At 67.8% G+C, this 17,647-nt stretch carries 18 protein-coding genes; 12 read left to right on the forward strand and 6 right to left on the reverse strand.

The genetic code is table 11. The annotated features are described in order from the left end of the window. Window positions 1-124: 124 nt before the first annotated feature. Window positions 125-1,099: a hypothetical protein gene (locus tag AX018_RS25245; RefSeq protein ID WP_170146239.1), complete on the forward strand. Its 975-nt coding sequence runs from the start codon at window positions 125-127 to the stop codon at window positions 1,097-1,099. Next, the gene (locus AX018_RS12015) at window positions 1,096-1,866 is read left to right on the forward strand and encodes an RES family NAD+ phosphorylase (protein WP_170146240.1); all 771 of its coding nucleotides are present in this window, start codon (window positions 1,096-1,098) and stop codon (window positions 1,864-1,866) included. Before AX018_RS25245 ends, AX018_RS12015 begins: the two co-directional genes overlap by 4 nt. Here the strand turns inward: AX018_RS12015 and AX018_RS12020 are convergent. The 5 genes from AX018_RS12020 to AX018_RS12040 all read right to left on the reverse strand — a co-directional run bounded on the left by AX018_RS12020 (window position 1,860) and on the right by AX018_RS12040 (window position 7,774). Then, entirely contained in the window at window positions 1,860-3,059 is a 1,200-nt protein-coding gene (locus AX018_RS12020; RefSeq protein WP_111877523.1) for a hypothetical protein, read from the reverse strand. The two genes, AX018_RS12015 and AX018_RS12020, sit on opposite strands and share 7 nt — an antisense overlap. A 162-nt stretch (window positions 3,060-3,221) precedes the next feature. Further along, on the reverse strand, window positions 3,222-4,676 hold the full coding sequence (locus AX018_RS12025; RefSeq protein ID WP_111877524.1) for an argonaute/piwi family protein: 1,455 nt from the start codon (window positions 4,674-4,676) through the stop codon (window positions 3,222-3,224). Next, on the reverse strand, window positions 4,673-6,520 hold the full coding sequence (locus AX018_RS12030; protein ID WP_111877525.1) for an SIR2 family protein: 1,848 nt from the start codon (window positions 6,518-6,520) through the stop codon (window positions 4,673-4,675). Before AX018_RS12030 ends, AX018_RS12025 begins: the two co-directional genes overlap by 4 nt. A 464-nt stretch (window positions 6,521-6,984) precedes the next feature. Further along, entirely contained in the window at window positions 6,985-7,320 is a 336-nt protein-coding gene (locus AX018_RS12035; RefSeq protein WP_111877526.1) for a hypothetical protein, read from the reverse strand. Window positions 7,321-7,378: 58 nt separating this feature from the next. Continuing rightward, complete coding sequence (locus AX018_RS12040) at window positions 7,379-7,774, reverse strand: HU family DNA-binding protein (protein WP_111877527.1); 396 nt, start codon at window positions 7,772-7,774, stop codon at window positions 7,379-7,381. Window positions 7,775-8,106: 332 nt separating this feature from the next. Here AX018_RS12040 and AX018_RS12045 point away from each other — a divergent pair, with 332 nt between their 5' ends. The 10 genes from AX018_RS12045 (at window position 8,107) to AX018_RS12090 (ending at window position 16,874) form a co-directional block, all read left to right on the forward strand. Then, window positions 8,107-8,655 (forward strand): hypothetical protein, encoded by a 549-nt coding sequence (locus AX018_RS12045; RefSeq protein ID WP_146749298.1) that lies wholly within the window; start codon window positions 8,107-8,109, stop codon window positions 8,653-8,655. Between the two features lie 43 nt (window positions 8,656-8,698). Continuing rightward, complete coding sequence (locus AX018_RS12050; protein WP_111877529.1) at window positions 8,699-9,856, forward strand: phosphoadenosine phosphosulfate reductase domain-containing protein; 1,158 nt, start codon at window positions 8,699-8,701, stop codon at window positions 9,854-9,856. A gap of 113 nt (window positions 9,857-9,969) precedes the next feature. After that, complete coding sequence (locus AX018_RS12055; RefSeq protein WP_111877530.1) at window positions 9,970-10,470, forward strand: hypothetical protein; 501 nt, start codon at window positions 9,970-9,972, stop codon at window positions 10,468-10,470. A 96-nt stretch (window positions 10,471-10,566) separates the two neighbouring features. Next, window positions 10,567-12,345, forward strand: a complete 1,779-nt coding sequence (locus AX018_RS12060; RefSeq protein ID WP_245951530.1) for a PRTRC system ParB family protein — start codon at window positions 10,567-10,569, stop codon at window positions 12,343-12,345. Window positions 12,346-12,421: 76 nt separating this feature from the next. Further along, window positions 12,422-12,904 (forward strand): PRTRC system protein E, encoded by a 483-nt coding sequence (locus AX018_RS12065; protein WP_111877532.1) that lies wholly within the window; start codon window positions 12,422-12,424, stop codon window positions 12,902-12,904. 96 nt (window positions 12,905-13,000) lie between these two features. Continuing rightward, window positions 13,001-13,459 (forward strand): PRTRC system protein C, encoded by a 459-nt coding sequence (locus tag AX018_RS12070; RefSeq protein WP_111877533.1) that lies wholly within the window; start codon window positions 13,001-13,003, stop codon window positions 13,457-13,459. Continuing rightward, window positions 13,456-14,523 (forward strand): PRTRC system protein F, encoded by a 1,068-nt coding sequence (locus AX018_RS12075; RefSeq protein ID WP_111877534.1) that lies wholly within the window; start codon window positions 13,456-13,458, stop codon window positions 14,521-14,523. The genes AX018_RS12070 and AX018_RS12075 overlap by 4 nt, the downstream gene beginning before the upstream one ends. 19 nt (window positions 14,524-14,542) lie before the next feature. Beyond that, entirely contained in the window at window positions 14,543-15,283 is a 741-nt protein-coding gene (locus AX018_RS12080; protein ID WP_111877535.1) for a PRTRC system protein B, read from the forward strand. Then, complete coding sequence (locus tag AX018_RS12085; RefSeq protein ID WP_111877536.1) at window positions 15,283-15,981, forward strand: PRTRC system protein A; 699 nt, start codon at window positions 15,283-15,285, stop codon at window positions 15,979-15,981. Before AX018_RS12080 ends, AX018_RS12085 begins: the two co-directional genes overlap by 1 nt. Window positions 15,982-16,034: 53 nt before the next feature. Then, entirely contained in the window at window positions 16,035-16,874 is an 840-nt protein-coding gene (locus AX018_RS12090) for a PRTRC system ThiF family protein (protein WP_111877567.1), read from the forward strand. Window positions 16,875-17,110: 236 nt separating this feature from the next. On the opposite strand, the gene AX018_RS12095 is transcribed toward AX018_RS12090, so the two are convergent. Continuing rightward, a complete protein-coding gene (locus AX018_RS12095) occupies window positions 17,111-17,620 on the reverse strand; it encodes a DinB family protein (protein WP_111877537.1) in 510 nt (169 codons plus the stop codon). Between the last annotated feature and the right edge of the window lie 27 nt (window positions 17,621-17,647).

A 17,647-nucleotide genomic window follows, 5' to 3' on the forward strand; every position in this document is an offset into this window, starting at 1 on the left:
CCAACGGAACCCTGGCGGTCCGATGCCCGGGCAGCGGGAGGGGCGGTTTGACGTAACTGGCGTAACCTGAGAAACTGTCGGAACCGGGTGTCTTCGGCGCCCGACCTTCAAGGAAGGACATCGAATGGCAGGCACATCGACTCCGGCAAAGCGGTCGCGCAGCGCGCAGGCATCGGCACCGCCGCATTCCGGCTTCCTGCCGCTCATCGTGGACGCCCACAGCGGCAGCATTCTGCACGTGGCACCCGTGGGGCCGGTGAGCGCCGGACGCACCGCCAAGTCCGGCGCCGGGGCGGCGACGCAAGGGCACGAGGCGCTGTACGAACTGCAGGCCGCCGGCGGTGCGCCCGTGCGCTACGTGCTGGTCCTGCACGGCAAGCGAGAGCGGGCGGTCGATGCGGCCCGTGCCCTGGCGGACGAGGGCCTGGCGATCGACCTCGACGCCGTTTCCCGCGCGGAAGGGGCCAGGGAGTCCCTGCTTCGCTCGTTGCTCGAAAAAACCCTGGCGTCCTTCAAGGAGATCCAGGGCCGCCATGCGGGAGGTCTGACCGAGGACGAGTTGATCCGCGAAGTCGGCGAGACCCTGGCCGACAAGGCATCGGTGTCCACCACCTCCGTGGAGGAGGGCTGGCAGGAGCTGCTCGAGCGCGGTCTCAGGAGCAAGGTGGCCTTGCTGAAGTCCGGCCCGTTCAAGTCGACCACGCAGGCCAGCGAACTGCTGGGCATCGGCGAGCCGGCAGTGCGCAAGCGCATCCGGGAGCAGAAGCTTTTTGCGCTGAAGGTGCCGGGCGACGGCGAGCACCGCATCCCCGCCTGGGCGCTGGACCCCGGCGTGGCGGGGGCGGCCACGGCTTCGCTGTATGCGAGCGTTCCGGGCATGGACGAATGGCAGCTCTACCATTTCCTGTCGACGCCCAACGGGAATCTCAACGGACTGCGGCCCTTCGAGTGCCTGCTGTCCAGTGCCAACCTGACGCCGTCCCTGCGGGCCGCCCGGGACGAACTGGTGTCCGAACTGGAGCTGGGCGCTGGCGCCTCCCTGCTCGCAGTCGTCGAAGACGAACTGAAGGCCGAGGCCCGGGAAGGCCGAGCGGCATGAGCCAGCCCCGGCCCGTGCTCGACCCCGGCTTCGATCTGGCCACCGAACGGCTCACGCGCACGACGCTGCACCGGGTCTACTGGTCCGGACAGAACCCGCTCGCAGCGAGCATCGGCCGCAAGAACCGCTACGACTGCCCGCCCCGGCTGGCGGCGGCCAAGCAGTTCGGCGTGCTCTATCTCGCCTACGACCTGCCGACCTGCTGGATGGAGACCATCGTGCGGACCAACATGGTCCGCGCCGCAGGCACGGACATCCAGATCCCGCTCGCCAGCATGACCCACCGCTGGGCGTGCGAGGTCACGGCCACGGGTTCGCTGGTGCTGGCGCAATTCGCCGATGAGCCCCTCATCGACCTGGGCGATTGCGCGTCGAACATCATGGGCGACTCCTACCTGCGCACCAAGCGCTGGTCCCAGCTGTTGCATGCGCACAAGAACCCGGCGGTCGATGGGATTCGGTACCGCTCACGCTTCAACTCGGGCCAGTTCTGCATCGCCCTGTTCGATCGTGCCGTGGCTCCGCGCGGACTGGCCGTGGTGAACCCCAGGAGCATCGATCCCGACGTCGCGCGAAGCGCAGTCCGTCATGCGCAGGTTCAAGGTCGTGCCTATTTGATCGATGCGATCCGCGCTGCCGACACCCATTTGTGGGAAGGGGCTCCGCCGATAAGCGGGCGCGGCAACGGGCAACGGCTATGCACGAGGAGGGCGGTTGCCTGGTGCCATGCGGGGAGCCATTACGCCCGTTTGCGGTCCGATCAGTGACGCAGGATGTCTCGGGCCGTCGCTTTCGCCACTCTATGCTGGACGCCATCCAGCTCGGGGAGCACCAAGCCTTCGTCCCCGTCCACGTACAGTGGTCCGCCGAAGTCGCTGTCGTAGAACTCGCCGTCGTTCGAGCCGCCATCGTGGCGTGCGGCCAGCGTGGAGTGGGTCAGATCGTCGCCGCGTGCCAGCGCGACGTACTGCCAGACCCAAGCTCGCACCGGATCGCCCTTGCCAAGGGCGCGTTCTGCCGTCGCTCGCAACCAGTGCACGCTAGCGCTGGAGGCCATTTGGTCTTCCGCCCACGGGTCACCCAGATCGGCCAGGTCTTCCAACGCCCTGCGAGAACCCGCCTCGGCGGCTTGGCGCAGCCAACGGGCACGCACTTCGAGGCTCGTGGCCACGCGCGCCATCTGTTCGGGGTCGACCTCGCCGTCCAGGCGCTCCGCCAAAGCGATGAACTCGGGCCGCTCGAACACCGTTCCGTATTCCAGCGCGGCAGCCCGCACCCCGGCCTCGGCGGCGGCCTTGAGGTGCATTTCGTAGCGCTGGTACCGGGGCGTGAGCCTCATGTAGTCCTCGACCCAGCCGCGCTCGCTGGCGCTGAGCTGCCGGCCCTTGAGCGATTCTTCGTAGAGATAGGCGTTGGGTTTGCTGCAGCGGTGCAGAGCCGCCAGCATCAGGTGCGCGTGCGGGTCCGTCGCTGCGGCCTGCTCCAGGCAGTCCAGCAGCAGGGCGGAGGCAAGATAGTGCTCGCGCGGCGGATGCACCAAGGCCGGTGGCGAGGGGCGGGGAACATCGCCCCAGTCATCGGAGTATTCGTCGTCTTCTGCGTCGCCGCCGGGGTCTGCGGTAGTCGGGGCCATGGACAGGAGCGGTGCCAGCGCGGCCCAGAGAACCAGGCCAAGCCGCCGGTTGGCGATGAACTGGCCCAATGCGTCCGCCATGGCAAGCGCCTCGGCTTGTCCGTACTGCAATTGCAGCGCGCGTCCCGCGATCTGCGGGCCTGCGGTGGCTTCGGGGTCCTGACCGACACCCTGGTCTGTCAGTAGTGCGTCTGCGCGCAGCGAGGCCCAGGTTCTGTAGCCGAACGCTGCGGCCAGCAGTTCGTAGACGTGGCTGTGACGGGCGTTGTGGCCCGCTCTTGCTTGCAGGAACTGGTGCGCGGAATGCGCCAGTGCTCTCAAGGTCATGCGTCTTCCTTTCGGTGTCCCTCGCCGAGTCGGGGCGGACGCACGCGTTTAAGTCCCCGACGACGAGGCCCGGAAGGGAAAAATCATGACGATGGAATGGGGGGGAGCCTGGTTCTACTCGCGTGCAAGTACGGCGGGCGCCTTGTGCACCATTGTAGTTACCTACATGAACAGCCGATAGGGGTAGCTGTGCGCAGGCAGGCTGGGCACGTTCGAGATGGTGCGCGAAAGCCGTTGCGAATACATGATCGTCACTGGCAATGGGTCGTACAGCGCATCGTTGTTCCAGTCCATCTTGGCGAGCGCCATGGCTTCGGACGCCAGGAGCTCGAAAGGGCCTCGTCCCATGTGACGGCGAAGAACAATGGGCTTCGGGATGCTCTTGCCGCCCTGGAAGTAGTCCCTGCCACCGACAGCCGACGGTGCATTGCCTGCGAGCCACAGGAGAGCCGCGTTGCCCGAGGTCATGACCAGGGTGCCGCGTGGAACGGGGAAGCGCGCTGGCTGGATGCTGGGTTGCTTGCCTGGCGCCTCGACCATCCAGATCCCTCGCCACGCCGAGCTCGAGCCGATTTCGATGCACTCGACTTCCGGGATCGATTGCGTCGCGTCCTGCACGCCCTTGAGCTCGCTCTCGGTGAAGGCGGTGGTCTTGTGGATCACAAGGCGACGCGGGACGCGGCCCGCATGTCCTTCAAGGTAGAGCCGGACGCTGCGCGTGAGGACCGCCCGCATGTCGGCTTGGGACAGAAAGGGGTTGCGCCGAGCCTCGGCTTCGTCGGCAATCGCATCGTTCGCCTCGAATGCGATGAACTGCATGCCGCCTCCTTCCATGTCGAAAACCTGCGAGCAGCAAGTCACATAGTGGGCTTCGTCCGACGATCGGCGGATGGCGTAGGCCAGGCCGATGTAGGCCGTGTCCTCGGGAATGCCCTCGATCGGCGCCAGCTTCCAGGGCGTCCCACCGGCCTTCGCGTACAACGCCACGGACAGGCGCCACGCGCGTGCCCCCAAGTTGCCGAACTTCAGCGACTTGTCGTTGATGACTTGCGTGGGAATGCCCAACTGCGCTCCCAGCGCCTTGAGTTCGTCGTGCGCATCGAACTCCTTGGTCCGGAGATGCGCAAGCCACCGGTCGGGAAAGTACACCAGCGCCACGTCAAACTCGGCGCGCGCTGCCTCGAGGCGCCGGAGTGCGTGATGGAGCGCGGCGCGCACCCGCTCGCTGACCGTCTCGCCCTGACCGAGCTCGTACAGTTCCTCGGGCCACACGACATGGGCCTGCTTGTCGGCACTCAGCAGATCCACCCCGAACAGGGTTTCGAATCCCGGATAAGCCTGCGCGTAGCTGTTGTTGTCGGTGTTGCGCTGAGGCCCACGCAGGCTCTCTCGCATGTCGCGCACCAGCACCGCGCCGGACCTGGGGCCCACATACGCTACGCGAAGGTCCCGGCTGTAATGCCGGTACGATGCCTGGTCGAACGCACCGAAGCGCGACAGTCCCAGCAGGGGGTGCCGGTGGCGGGCCTTGGGGTTTCCGGATGCGAAGGCCAGTTCGGGTTCCTCCAGCAAGGTGAAGGCAGGCAAACTGATTAGCAGCGGCTTCTCGGTGCTCATCGCTGTCCCTGCTGCACATGGAAGAAGTCGTGGTCGTGCGCGGGCCTGCTGCGCGCGGTCTTGGCGCCCAGCTCGAACATCGCATCGACACCTGCTTTCTCGGTCAAGCCGTAGGCGCTGCGCCGGGAGCCTTGGGCGTGCGTCAGCAATTCCACCCAGGCGTCCAGGATCGCGGACCAGCGGTGGTTGTACTTCTGTACCCAGCGCTCCCTGCGCCAATCCTCGGCTTTGCGCCATTCGGCGGTGGCTTGTGGCGTATCGGCATCGGGTGAGCGGTGGTCGAGGTCAATGAAGGTCGCTGGCTCGAACACGGCCCACCAGCGCTCATCGGCCTGCTCCAGGCGGATGGACAATCCCTCGGAGTACTTGCCGGAAGTGCCGGGGACCGGGCCGGTCAATTCAGAGCCATACGCTGTCTTCAGGCGTGACAACAGGTCTCGTCTGGCCTGGGCCAGCTCCCGGGGGAGTTCGCTGTTCGGACGTGACACCGATAGGCTATGGCCCCGGCCGTGCAAACGGGCGAACAGCGGTAGCTCCCGGCAGAGTGCGCGCACGAGGGCATCGTAGATCAAGCCTTTGGCCCACGAGTCCTTGGCGATGTCCAGCGCGATTTCACCGGCCAGCCTTGCTCCAAGGGGCGCCAGCGCGTTTTCCATGGGCGCGTCGGGTCCGAAGGCCGCTAGAACGCCGGGGCCGCCCGCCTGTCCAACGGTCGCTCTCACCCCCGCCTGCTTGAGCAGGGCGCGTACGTCGGCGATGCCCGCGTTCGAGTTCAGGGTGATCTTTCGGGCACTCCTGGGCATCTCGATCAGCGGCATGGCCGAGAGCCTGAGCACCGGGGCTTTCAAGGCGGCCTGCCGCTGGAGCGGTACCTGCGCCACAGCGGCCGTATGGCGGTCGCCGAATACATGGGTGACCAGGGAAGAGGGGAGGTCCGTGACGTCCGCGATGTCTCCGCACAGCTCATCGAAGGTGGTGCCCCGGACGAGGTGCACGTCCACCTGTGCCAATTCGGCCTGTTCAAGAAGTTCCCGGACCGCAGGAAGCAAGCTGTCGGCGTCGCGGCACAGCCAGTAAATGCCCTTGGGATAGCGAACGGGGGATCGAAGGACGGCGTTCAACGCCTGCATGACCGAGTCATCGCGCCCGCTGTAGCCGACCACGATCAGTCCAAACCGCTGCAGCGATTGGGTCAACACCAAGCGCAACTGGGCGTCCTGCTGTGCCAGCTCCCGATCGGTGTTCTTGAGCTCCACGGACTGGTAGTCGCCGTGCAGCTTCACGATCAGCGGCCACTCGCTCTCGCGCAGGCAGGTCTCGGCGCGGGCCGCGTTGTCGATCGCAGCGAGGGTGGGTGTGCCGCGTTCGCTGGCGGGCAGTAGCTGCGACGCGATGGTGGCAGCGCTTTCGATGAGCGAATCGAAATTCGTGGTGAACACGCAAGGTGTCTTCCGTACTCCCAGCAGCGAGCCCAGAACCTTGTGGCCGAGCGACGGGCTTCCCTTGCTGACCTGATTCCGGATGAATAGCCGCCGATCCTCGGGCGTGGGGTACAGCGCCTCGAACGCCCGGCTGTACTCGGTGGGGTCGCCCTTGGGCGGAAGCGTTCCCTTCCGCTCATGGTGCAGGTCGATGCGCGACTGCCAGAGGGGATCCGCAGAGTCGATTTCACGCAGGCTGATGCCGGTTTCCGAGGCGAAAAGACGCGTGCGAAACTCCTGGATCATCTGATAGCCGGTCGGTATGCCCGCCGTGGCGGAGGCCCCCGCACCGAGCAACCACGCAAAGCCCAAAGGGTTCAGGGCAAAGCGTTCTGCAAAGGCCCGGCCGCTAATCTCTTTCATTCTGACTCCTCCGGATCGTTTCTTCTTGCTTCTTGTAACGTATCACAAGCGAGGCCGGTCGCCTTGACGGCAGCCCTGGCGGTCGATGGACCATTGATGGCGGATGTTGACGTCGAGTCGCAAGAGTCCGACGGCAGCGGCAGGATCGCTTGGCGGAATCGAGATGGGCCTTCCCTGAAGTCCATCGGAGCGCCCCGGCTTCTTCGCATCCGCCTTGCTCGCCCTGGCTGTCGCCGTTCGGAAGGGGCCGCGTGGCCTTCCGGGACTGGGCTGCGGGTCGGCCTGGGCACTCCGAGACGGCGGTCATCCAGTACTTGGGCGCCATCGGGCAAAGCCGGTGGCACCGCTCACCCTGGCCTAGCGCCGCGGGCGCTCCGACGCTTGCCACGCGCTGATGGCTGACTGGGCGCGATGGCGTGCTGCCACGCCGCCATGTGCCTAGGCTGCGGTGGCGAGGGCGCGAGTCAATTCAAGTGCTCGTGCACCAGCCGCCGGAATTCTGGCCGCAGCTCGCGGGCAGCGTTGATGGACAGCACATCGCGCCGGCCGCTGGGCCAGTGCAATTCGCCATGTGCTCCGCCCAGGGTTAGCACGGCGCGGTCGAAGATGCGCTCGGAGGGGTTGCTGTCGCCGATGACCTGCAGCGACTGGACCGTGGCGCCCTCGATCCAGAGCCAGCGGCTCGCATCGCTCCGGCGGCTCGCATGGCCGTCCGGCAGGTCGGGGTGTATCAGCTCGATTTCAGCCAGGCTGCCACAGGCAGTTTCGAGCAGGCAGCGCACGGTGTAGTGGATTGCCATGATGGGGCCCGTCGCGCGGCGGGGCGCATGGATCCCCGATTCGCGCTGGCAACGGCGCTTACAGCGCCGCGTCCTTGAGCTTCTTGAGCGGACGCGTCTTGATGCGCACGGTCGCGGGCTTGGCCGCGAAAACCTGCTCTTCCTTCGTGAATGGATTGATGCCCTTGCGCTTGGGCTTGGCGGGCACCTTCTGCACGCCGATCTTGAGCAGGCCGGGCAGGGTGAACTCACCCGCGCCCTTCTTGTGGACCGAGCCAAGCACGGTGGCTTCGAGGGCTGCCAGCACCGCCTTCACGGCCTTGGGGTCGATGCCCGACATCTCGGCCAGGTGACTCGTCAACGCACTCTTGGTGAAGGTGTCCTTGACCGGGCGGATCCCGGTCGCGGCCGAGGCCGGGGCCTTGGCGACCTTCTTCGCGGGCGCGGGCCGGGGGGTCTTCTTCGCAGTTGCCATGGTTCTGGGAATTCGTCGTTATGGATGAGGAGGCGGGTTCGCACCCCGGTGCCCTGTGCAGGGTCTGGGTCCGGTGCCTGATGCCCGATCTTATCGGGTGCTCCGTGCGGCCGCCGCTGCGCGAATGCCGCACTTGCGAGGGAGCGGGCCGGCGAGATCCTGGTGTCGGCAGCGATGGTGCTGTCACTTCAATGGAGCACGCCCTGCGGGGCTCAGCGATCCGAAGGAACGGTTTCCAGGGGGCTTTCGCACGCGCGAGGTGCAGGGGCGCCTTCGGCTGTCGGCACGGATCGATGCCCGGTCGCGGCGTGGCAGCAGCAAGGAGCAACGACATGCAGATCAGGTACACGGATGGGAGTGGATTCGACCAGCAGGTGCAGGAGGCGGATTTCGCTGTGATCGTCATATCGCGCGAGGACGTTGAGGCGCCGCGCGTGGACGGCACGGCCCAGCGGTTGACGGCGTTCAGCGACGATCCGATCCGGGTCCACCGCTTCGCCGGGCGCATGCTGGTGCAGGTCAACGGCTACGACGGCGATCCCAGGCCGCTGGTGCAGATCCCGGAGTGCGTGCGCTTCTTCCGGGCGCTCGATGCCCGGTGGGGCTACTGGCTGCACTTCCTGCTGCCGGAGCCGGACGTGCTGAAGCTGATCCTGCTGATGCTGGTGGACGTGGAACCCCAGCCCGGGGAGGGCGGGCAGGTCGGCTATGCCCTGCGCCATCCCGCCCAGCTGGTGCCCGTACTTCGCCGTCTTTTTCATGCGATGAACGCGTTGCACGACACTTTCGGCGTGCCGTCTGCGCACAACGAGGCGATGACGGCGGCGGCGCTCGCGGCGCTCGGTCTCCCGGGCGCGCGCGGGTCCTGCAGCCCCGCTTGACGCCGCCCGGCACTGCCTATCCTGGGTCTCAGGAGGCACTCTCGTGCAACAGATCGAACTGCCCGGGCTGGCGCTGGCAGCGCCCCCGTCTTCCCGGACCTTCCTTGCAACCGCCGCGCCGCGCTTCAGCGTCGCGTGCGATCCCGTGATCGATGTTGCCCTGGCGGGCCATGCACCCGTGTTCGTGGGCGTGAGCGGCGGCAAGGACAGCCAGGCCCTGGCATACCGTGTGCAGACGCATCTGGACCGCATCGGGCATGCGGGCCCCCGCGCGCTGATCCACAGCGACCTGGGGCGCATCGAGTGGCGGGACTCGGCTCCCGTGTGCGAGCGTCTGGCGCAGCGGCTCGGCTGGGAACTGGTGACGGTGCGCCGGCCGGCCGGCGACATGGTGGACCGCTGGTTGTCGCGCTGGGCTGCGAACGTGGAACGCTACCGCGCACTGTCGTGCGTGAAACTCATCATGCCCTGGAGTTCGGCGGCGCAGCGCTTCTGCACATCGGAGCTGAAGTCCCAGGTCATCGCGCGTGCGATCCGCGCCCGGTATCCGGCCGGCCCGGTGGTGTCTGCGGTGGGGTTGCGCTGGCAGGAGAGCGCCCGGCGTGCACGCCAGCCCGTCGCCAAGCGTGACGCGGTGCTGACCCGCGCGCGCGGCATCGGGCTGTCCTGGCACGCCATCATCCATTGGCAGCGACAAGATGTGCTCGACTACATCGGCCAGTGCGGTGGCGTGTTGCATGAGGCCTACCGTATCTACGGCAGCAGCCGCGTCTCCTGCGCCTTCTGTGTGCTGGCCTCGCGTGCCGATCTGCTGGCGGCTTCTTGCTGCGATGACAACGCCGCCGTGTACAGGGAACTCGTGCGGCTGGAGGTGCGCAGCACGTTTGCCTTCCAGTCGGGACAGTGGCTCGGGGATGTGGCGCCAGCCCTGCTCGATCCCGTGTCGCGGGCACAGCTCGCAGAGGCAAAGGAGCGTGCCGCGCAGCGGCAGGCTGCCGAAGCGGAGATCCCGGGTCACCTGCTCTACGAGGATGGCTGGCCGACCTGCCTGCCGACCCTGGCCGAGGCGCGGCATCTGGCTTCGGTGCGTCGCCGTGTGGCCGAGGCCGTGGGCATCGGCGTGGACTGCCTGGACGGCGAAGCTGTCAGCGCCCGGTATGCCGCGCTGATGCAGCAGCACGCTCAACGCCGGCGGGCTTGAGTGTCCCGGCGCCAGCCCTGCGCTCCGCGCAGCCCAGGCTGGCCGAAACCCGCACCCTTGAGCAGCCATGGCCCGCCTGGAGCATGGGCGACATTGTTCCAAGGAGGCAACCGATGACGAATTTCCTCATGGCGATGGGGGCCGCGCTGGCCATGCGCGATGCCTGCCGGCGGCAGATCGAGTACGGCCGCTCGATCGACAACCTGAACGTGGACGCGATCGTGTCGCGTGCGATCCAGGAGGCCTCCGGCCGCCTGGACTGCCCGGATGATGCATTCGAGAACATGGCCCGGGTCATTCAGGTGCAGAACCGCTGCAGCACGGCCGACGCCTTCAGGCTGGCGTGGTGCCTGCTGGACCCGTCCCGCCCCTTCGGCTACTCGCGCTGGCGGCACGGAGGCTGGTACGTGAGCGGCGTGCGCTACCCGAGCGGGGCCTGCGGTTGCGTCAGCCGCAACTACCCCGACAGGAAATGGCGCATCGTGTGCGATGACCGCAGGCAGGAAATGAACGGTCCCGGAGACGCGACCTTTGGGTCGTGCGACGAGGCCGCACGGGCCGAGCAGACGCTGGCGCTGGATGCCTGGAAAGCGGCGGTCCCATCCCCTGCATGACGAAAACGGGGCGCTGCCGCGCTGCGCGCGGCGCTTGAACGAGCCCGGCGCGGCGGGAGCATGGAGTTCACCCAACCCCCGCAGCCAGGAGGACCCGTGACCCTGCCTATCCAGCCCACCCTGCCGATCCGCCGGATCGTGCAGGGCAAGAACCCCCGCACTTACTTCGACCCCGACAGCATGGCCGAACTGGAGGAGGGCATCCGCGCCGTCGGCATCATCGAACCCATCGTCGTGCGCCGCGTGCCGGGCACCGACCTCTTCGAAATCATCGCCGGGGAGCGCCGCTGGCGCGCCGCCAGGAACGTCTTCGGCGACGACTACGACATGCCGGTGGTCATCAAGGAGGCGAACGACGAAACGGCCGAGGCGATGGCGGTGATCGAGAACTACCACCGCGAGGGCATGTCGCCGGCCGAGGAGGCGCACGCCGCGCAGCGGCAACTGCTGCGCCAGCGGGGCGACAAGGAAGAGGCCTCCCGCCTCATGGGCTGGAAGTCCGACGTGCTGGAGCGCCGGCTGGCGTTGCTGTCATGCACGCCCGCCGTGCTCCAGGCCCTGACGACCCGCACCATCCAGCTCGGCCATGCCGAACTGCTCTCGGGCATTCCGCCCGACAAGCAGGACGGCGTGCTTGCCGGCATCGTCGCGCAGAAGGTGCCGGTGGTCGTGCTTAAGGCGCAGTTGGGCCGCTATGCGCGCCGGCTGGCCGATGCGATCTTCGACACGGCGCAGTGCGCCGGTTGCGCGCACAACTCGGCACGTCAGGCGGGCCTGTTCGCTGAATCGCTGGGGGAGGGCTATTGCCAGCAGCCCAGCCACTTCGAGGAATTGACGCTCCAGACGGTCCAGGCCCGCGCCGACGCCTTGCGCGACGAGTACCCGGTGATCCGCATCGTGAAGGTGTCGGACGGCTTCATACCACTGCCGCTGACCGCCGAGGGCGACCTGGGTGTTGGCGCGCCGCAGTACGGCTCGTGCCAGGGGTGCCAGTCCTTCGGCTGCGCGGTGTCGGCGATGCCGGGCAGCTACGGCGAGGTCACGCGCTCCCTGTGCTTCGACGCCGCCTGCAACAGCCAGAAGGTGGCGCAGTGGTCCAGGGCACAGCGCACGGCGCGCCAGCAGGCCGCAGCGCAGGGCGCAAAAGGTGCCGTCGCGGGCAGCGGCAAGCCCACGGCGAAAAACGGCACACCGACGCCCGCGAACCAGACCCCGCAGCGCGTCGTCAGCCACCGCCTCGCCGAATGGCGCAAATGGGCCGCCCAGTCCCTGATGGCGCAGCCCCTGCGCAACCAGCGCGTGCTGATCGCACTGGCCCGCTACGGCCACGCCGGGGACGTGCGGGCGATCGAGTACGGCGTGGCGATGCGCAAGATCGCAGGCGGCTGGGTCAGCGAGTCCGGCTGGGGGTTGGCCTCGCACCTGTCGCAGGCCGACCAGCTGGCCCCCGAACACCTGGAGCGTCTGGTGCAGGCGGTCGCGGCGTCGGCCGCCTTCGGCGTCAACGAGCGCGACCTGCTGGCACTGCTGAACTACCTGGAGGTGGACGAGGCCCGCTACTTCAGGTGGGACAAGGCCTTCCTCGAGCTGTTTACGAAGAGCGAGCTGGCAAGTCTCGCGGCACAGGTGGGCTTGAAGAAGGCCATGGGGGTGCGCTTCAAGGCGGCTCAGGAGAGCCGCAAGCCGGAGTTCATCGCCGCCCTGCTCGGCGTCAGCGGCTTTGCTTACCAGGGGACGGTGCCGGCGGTGATGCGCTATCCGCGCCAGCCGGTGGTGGCCGCGCCCACGGTCGCAGTGGCGGATGCCGAAGCGCCGTCGCCCGCGCCGGTCGAAACCGCTGCGCCAAGCATCCCCGAGGCTGCCGTGCCGGCGTGAGGCCGCAGCCCCTTGCAGCACGCATGCCGGGGCCGAGCATGGTCCCGGCAGACGTTCCCCCTTCATGGAGATTGTGATGACGATGTTCGAAGAACTGTTCGCGCTCGCTTGCAGCGCGACGCTGACGATGACCGTGAGCGCCGACGAGAAATCCGGCCGCCTGACGGTCAACGTGATCCCCAGGCCGAAACACGACGCGGGTGAAGCGGCGCTGGCCCAGCCTCTGAGCCTGACGGCCACACCCGCAGAGTTCGACGCCGGCTTCATCGAGGCGCTGCGCGGCTACCGCGAGGTTCGGCACAGCCTCGCGAAGCAAGCGGAGGCCACCAAGGAAGTGATCGAGGCTGCGCAGGCCGCATCGGTGAAGAAGGCCACCGAGGCGTCCACGAAGGCCGCTGCCTCCAAGCCCGCCAGCGCCAAGCCCGTGCCTGCGGCCACGGCCGGGCCAGCCTCGGACGACGACGAAGGCGGTGAGGGTGGCAAGGACACCGGGCCGCTGGCCGCTGCGGCCGGCGCGATCACGGCGGGCGGCGGTGACTCCTACGACCTGTTCGGATGACCCGCCGCGCCGCCCTTGCGCCGGGCGCTGCCGGCGAGAGACTGAACACGAGGCCATCGCAGTGGTGGCCGCATCCCATCCCAAGGAAACCGCCCCATGTCCATCGAGGTCATCCCCATCGTGCGCACCTTCAGCTACAACGGCATCCTGCTGCCGGACGTGCCCGGCCTCGCGCCGCGCGAGGTGCGCGATCTCTACAGCGCACACTACCCCGAACTCGTGAGCGCCGAGGTCGAGGCCGGCGAAGTCGCCAACGGGCGCCAGGACTTCACCTTCCGCAAGGCCGTGGGCACCAAGGGTGCGGGGACTGAGGACGCGGGAAAGCCGGCGCAGCCCGGCCCCCGCCTCGCGGCCCTGCTGGCCCGCGTGCAGGCCGTCGAATCCGGCACCGGAAGTGCCACGCAAAAACTCTCCCGCGCCCTGTCGCGGCGCACCGTGCAGGCGCGCTCGGCGGCCTGGAGCCGCTTCGCACACTGCTCGCTGGCCCAGGGGCGCCACGAGGCCGCAGCCCATCGCACGAGCGCCACCAGCGACATGCTGGCGCCGCTGCCATGAGGCCGGACAGCATTGCAGCGCGCTGCCCGCTGCTGGCGCTGCCGTCTCTCGGCGCCGATGTGCCGATCGCCATCGCATCGAAGTCCCAGGCCGGGGCCAACGCGGCCCTGTGCCGCTTCCTCATCGCGGCGGGTGCGGTGCGCGAGGACGATGTGCCGGAGAACGAGTCCGACCCGCTCAAGGCCTGCGAAGCCGCCATCGACACCTGGATCAAGCGGCAGGTCGGCGCCCTGCATTGCCTGGAGCCTCGCTTCGCGGTCAACGTGCTCGACAAGGACGGCAACTATCCGGCGATGCGCGACGGCCAGCAGACCGCCTATGCCCTGCTCGACGTGTACTGGGGCGAATACCGCGAGGCCGAGTGGGCGGTGGGCCGGCGGCTGGAAGCGCTCAATGCCGCCATGCCGAGCCTGGGCGCGACGGTCCTGCAGGTGCTGCGCGAGCAGAGCCGCTACGTGTACCCGCTGTTCACCCCGGACATCGCCGACGACGTGGCGTCCTATGTGTACTGGCAGGGCGAGATGGACGAGGAGACAGCACTGGACATGATGTGCGAGGACGGCGACGAAGCCGACCGGGAAGCCATGCGCGAGGAAATGGTGACCCGCCGCATGCTGGATGACGCTTACCCCGATTGGGCGCGGCGCTGGCCGGTACGGACCGGCAAGGGCTTGCGCCAACCCAAGGGCGTGCCGGCATGGCGTCCGTGCAACCTGCGCCGCGCCGCCAAGACGCTCACCGACCCCGGCCTGCGCCAGATCGCCGCCGACGCGCTGGCCTTGTCGCGCCTGACGCTCACCGACGATTTCAGGCCGGACATCGACGGTGAATACATCGGCTTCGGCGCGGTGCTGTCCTGGGACGAGGGCGACGTGACCACGCGCATCTACGATGACCTGATCAATCTCGCGCATCAGGCCGAATACTGCGACCGCATGGGCGAGGCGATGATCCCGCTGGATGACCCCGGTGCCCTGCAAGCATGGTTCTACCGCATGGGCCAGCGCTTCCGGGCCATCGGCCTGATCGACCGCTTGATCTACGCCCTGTCGGCCGGACACTGATCGCAGGAGGTCATCACCGATGAACGAAGCGGAGTTTTCCATCCACACACCCACGGACAACGTGCTCACGCTGGACCGGGCCGTGCTGCTGTACCACGGACGTTCGGGCGGCGCGCTGGCGACCGTGCATGAGGTCATGACCGTGGACGGCGCACCCGTGATCGGCGCCGGCCGCGCCATGACCGCGCAGGCGGCGCGGGAGCTGGCCTCGGCCCTGCTCCAGCGGGCGGCACACGGGGGCTTCCTGCCCGAGACGGTGCTGTACGTGCATGGCGATGTGCTGGTCTGGTGGGTGCCACCGGCCCGCCGGCATCTTGCGTTCCGCGTCGGCGACGACCATGCCGAATCCTTTGGCGGCAGCGAACGCGGCGAGGCCGTTCCGCTGCCGGGGCTGGTGTTCGCGGCCTCCAGCCGCGCATGGCGGGTGTGGGCCGTCAAGGGCAGTCGCCGCCCGAGCCCGAAGACGCCGCTGTTCCAGGCACCGTTCTTCAATGTCGATGGCAACGGCCGCATCTGCCAGGGCAACGTGCCGGTGCCCGAGGGGACCACGGTGGAGAAGATCGGTGCCTGGAACGACGCCTTCCTGCGCTCCTATTTCACGCACCCGAACGTGGCGGGCAAGCTGCTGCGCTACCGGGGCGGCTCCTATGCCTTCTGGCGCGACATGCTGGAGCAGCGCTTCACGCGCTTCCCCGAGCGGGTGCTGGTGGACACCAAGACCACGCTGGGCCAACTGCTCGGCGAGCCGGAGGACGCGTGATGGATCCCCGGGACCAAGCCCTTCTGGCATCCTGCCCCGTGGTGGCCGCACCGCGCTTCGGCGCGCTACCGGACATGCCCAACGGCCAGCGCATCGTTGTCGCCCGCAACGGCTGGTTCGTGCAGACCCGGCTCGATTGGCTCGACAGCATCACGGCTCTTGGCATGGAGCCGCCCGCGATGCGCCTGCCCTATGGAGATATCGAGGAGCACCTGCGGTTCAGCTTCGGGCCGCTGCCGATCCGAATGATCGAGGAGTTCGTGGCCTACGGGCGGGCGCACCTGCCCGATGAGGTGGCGGGGGTGCTGATCTACTCGCGCAGCAGCGGACGGCTGCGCCTGGCGATCTGCGAGGCCGAGTGGGCCTCGCCCGTGCGCATCGACTACCGCAGGCCGCCGATGGCCCACGACGAGACGGTGGCGGTGGACCTGCACACGCATGGCCGTGGCCCCGCCTTCTGGTCGGCCGACGACGACCGGGACGACCAGGGCATCAAGGTCGCGGGGGTGTTCGGCCTGCTGGACCAGCCCGCGCCGATGGCGTGCTTCCGCCTCGTGGTCAACGGGCTCTACAAGGCGCTGCCACGCCACCCCTGGCAGGGTTCGCAGGCGCTGCCAGCGGGGACGGACGGCGAGGATCCCGGTGCCGTGCACGAAGGCTGGATGCGCCGGGTAATGCGCCGCTGGCAGCGCGCTTGAACGCCAGCCGCACCGCGAGAGACTGGTCGCAGGACATTGAACTGGAGGCGCTCGTGGAACACCTGATTCATCCGAAGCTGCTGGGACACCGTGTGTCGGTGCATCTGGTTGGCGTGGGCGGCAACGGCGCGCAGATGGCGGCCTGTCTCGCGCGTCTGGATATTGCGATGCGGGCGCTCGGCCACCCGTATGGCCTGCACGTCACCGCCTTCGACGCAGACCGCGTGAGCGAGGCCAACGTGGGGCGCCAGCTCTACAGCGCCGCCGACATCGGGCGGCACAAGGCCCTGGTGACGATCCACCGCCTGAACCAGTTCTATGGGCTGGATTGGGAGGCGCACCCCATGCGCTACGAAGACTATGTGCATGGCGAGCGTGTCTCGGCGGGCGCGGACCTGCTGATCAGTTGCGTGGACAGCCGCTCGGCGCGGGGCCTGCTCCATCGCATCGCGTGGCGCGAGAGCAGCCAATACGGCTACTGGCTCGACCTGGGCAACACGGAGGCCACCGCGCAGGTGGTGCTGGGCGAGCCTTTGGGTGGTGCGGCGTTCCTGCCGAGGACTCTCGGTCCGCGCCTGCCGTGCGTGACCGAACTTTTTCCTGAACTGCTCGATGACGCTGCGCCCGAAGACAACCAGCCATCGTGCTCGGTGCGCATGTCGCTGGCGTCCCAGGGACTGTTCGTGAATGACGTGGCGGTGCGGTTCGCCGCGCAGTTGCTCTACGAATTGTTCTCGCAAGGCCGACTGTCGGCACATGGCGTCGTCATCAACCTGCAGTCCAAGCGCAGCGGTCCCATCGAGGTTGATCCGCGCACCTGGGCGCGTTTCGGGTTCGTGCTGCAGGACGAGGTGCCTGTCGCACGGGATGCCGAGACCCTCACCGAGGGATGACGCCGGGGCAGTGCAGCAATGGAAGGTGCGCGTGATGCGCCAAGGCCTGGTTTTTCACATCGGGTAGATGGATGCCAGCGGTGCGCACGCGCGCAGTGCGGCCATCTATCCCGGCGATGAATTCGAAGTGATCGCGGCGGACTGAGCCGGCCGTCAGGGGGCATCCAAGCTGCGTGCCATCGGGCGATCCGCGTGATCCGGCTTGATTCCGGCGTCCGACAGCACGTGCGCAAGTCCTAGACTTGGGGCGGCGCATCCCGCAGAAACACCGGCAGGTCCATCACAGGCGGCTTGCCACCGAGTTGGTAGAGCACCACGGCGACGTAGCCTCGATGGTAGGTCTTGTGGTTGACTGTATGCAGCATCATGTCGGCACGGCGCAGACACCCCGCGCCCCCATCGACGAACTGGAAGCTCACCGGCTCATCGAGGTCCGCTTCCGACAACGTGTCGGCGTAGTCGATGTACCACTTGTCCAAGCGTGACTGCGATGCCTGCAGTTCACTCAGCGACGGCTCCTGCTCGGTATTGCGTGACGAGAAGCCATGGGGCCGACCTTCGAGGTGGGCTTGCCAGATCTGGTCCACCACAAGGGCATGGTTCAGTGCCCGCGCAATGCTGCCCACGCCGGGCACCATGGGCTTGTGAATCTCCTGCGCTGGCAATGCCCCCAGCGCTGAAAACAGACGCGCGTTGGCCCAGGCGTTGTAGCGCAGCAGCATGCGCAGGTCGTGCGTCGGGGGCATGAAGGTTTCCAGGTTGATTCTTGGTGA

The sequence above is a fragment of the Paracidovorax anthurii genome (assembly GCF_003269065.1).
GTDB classification, from domain to species: Bacteria; Pseudomonadota; Gammaproteobacteria; order Burkholderiales; family Burkholderiaceae_C; genus Paracidovorax; species Paracidovorax anthurii.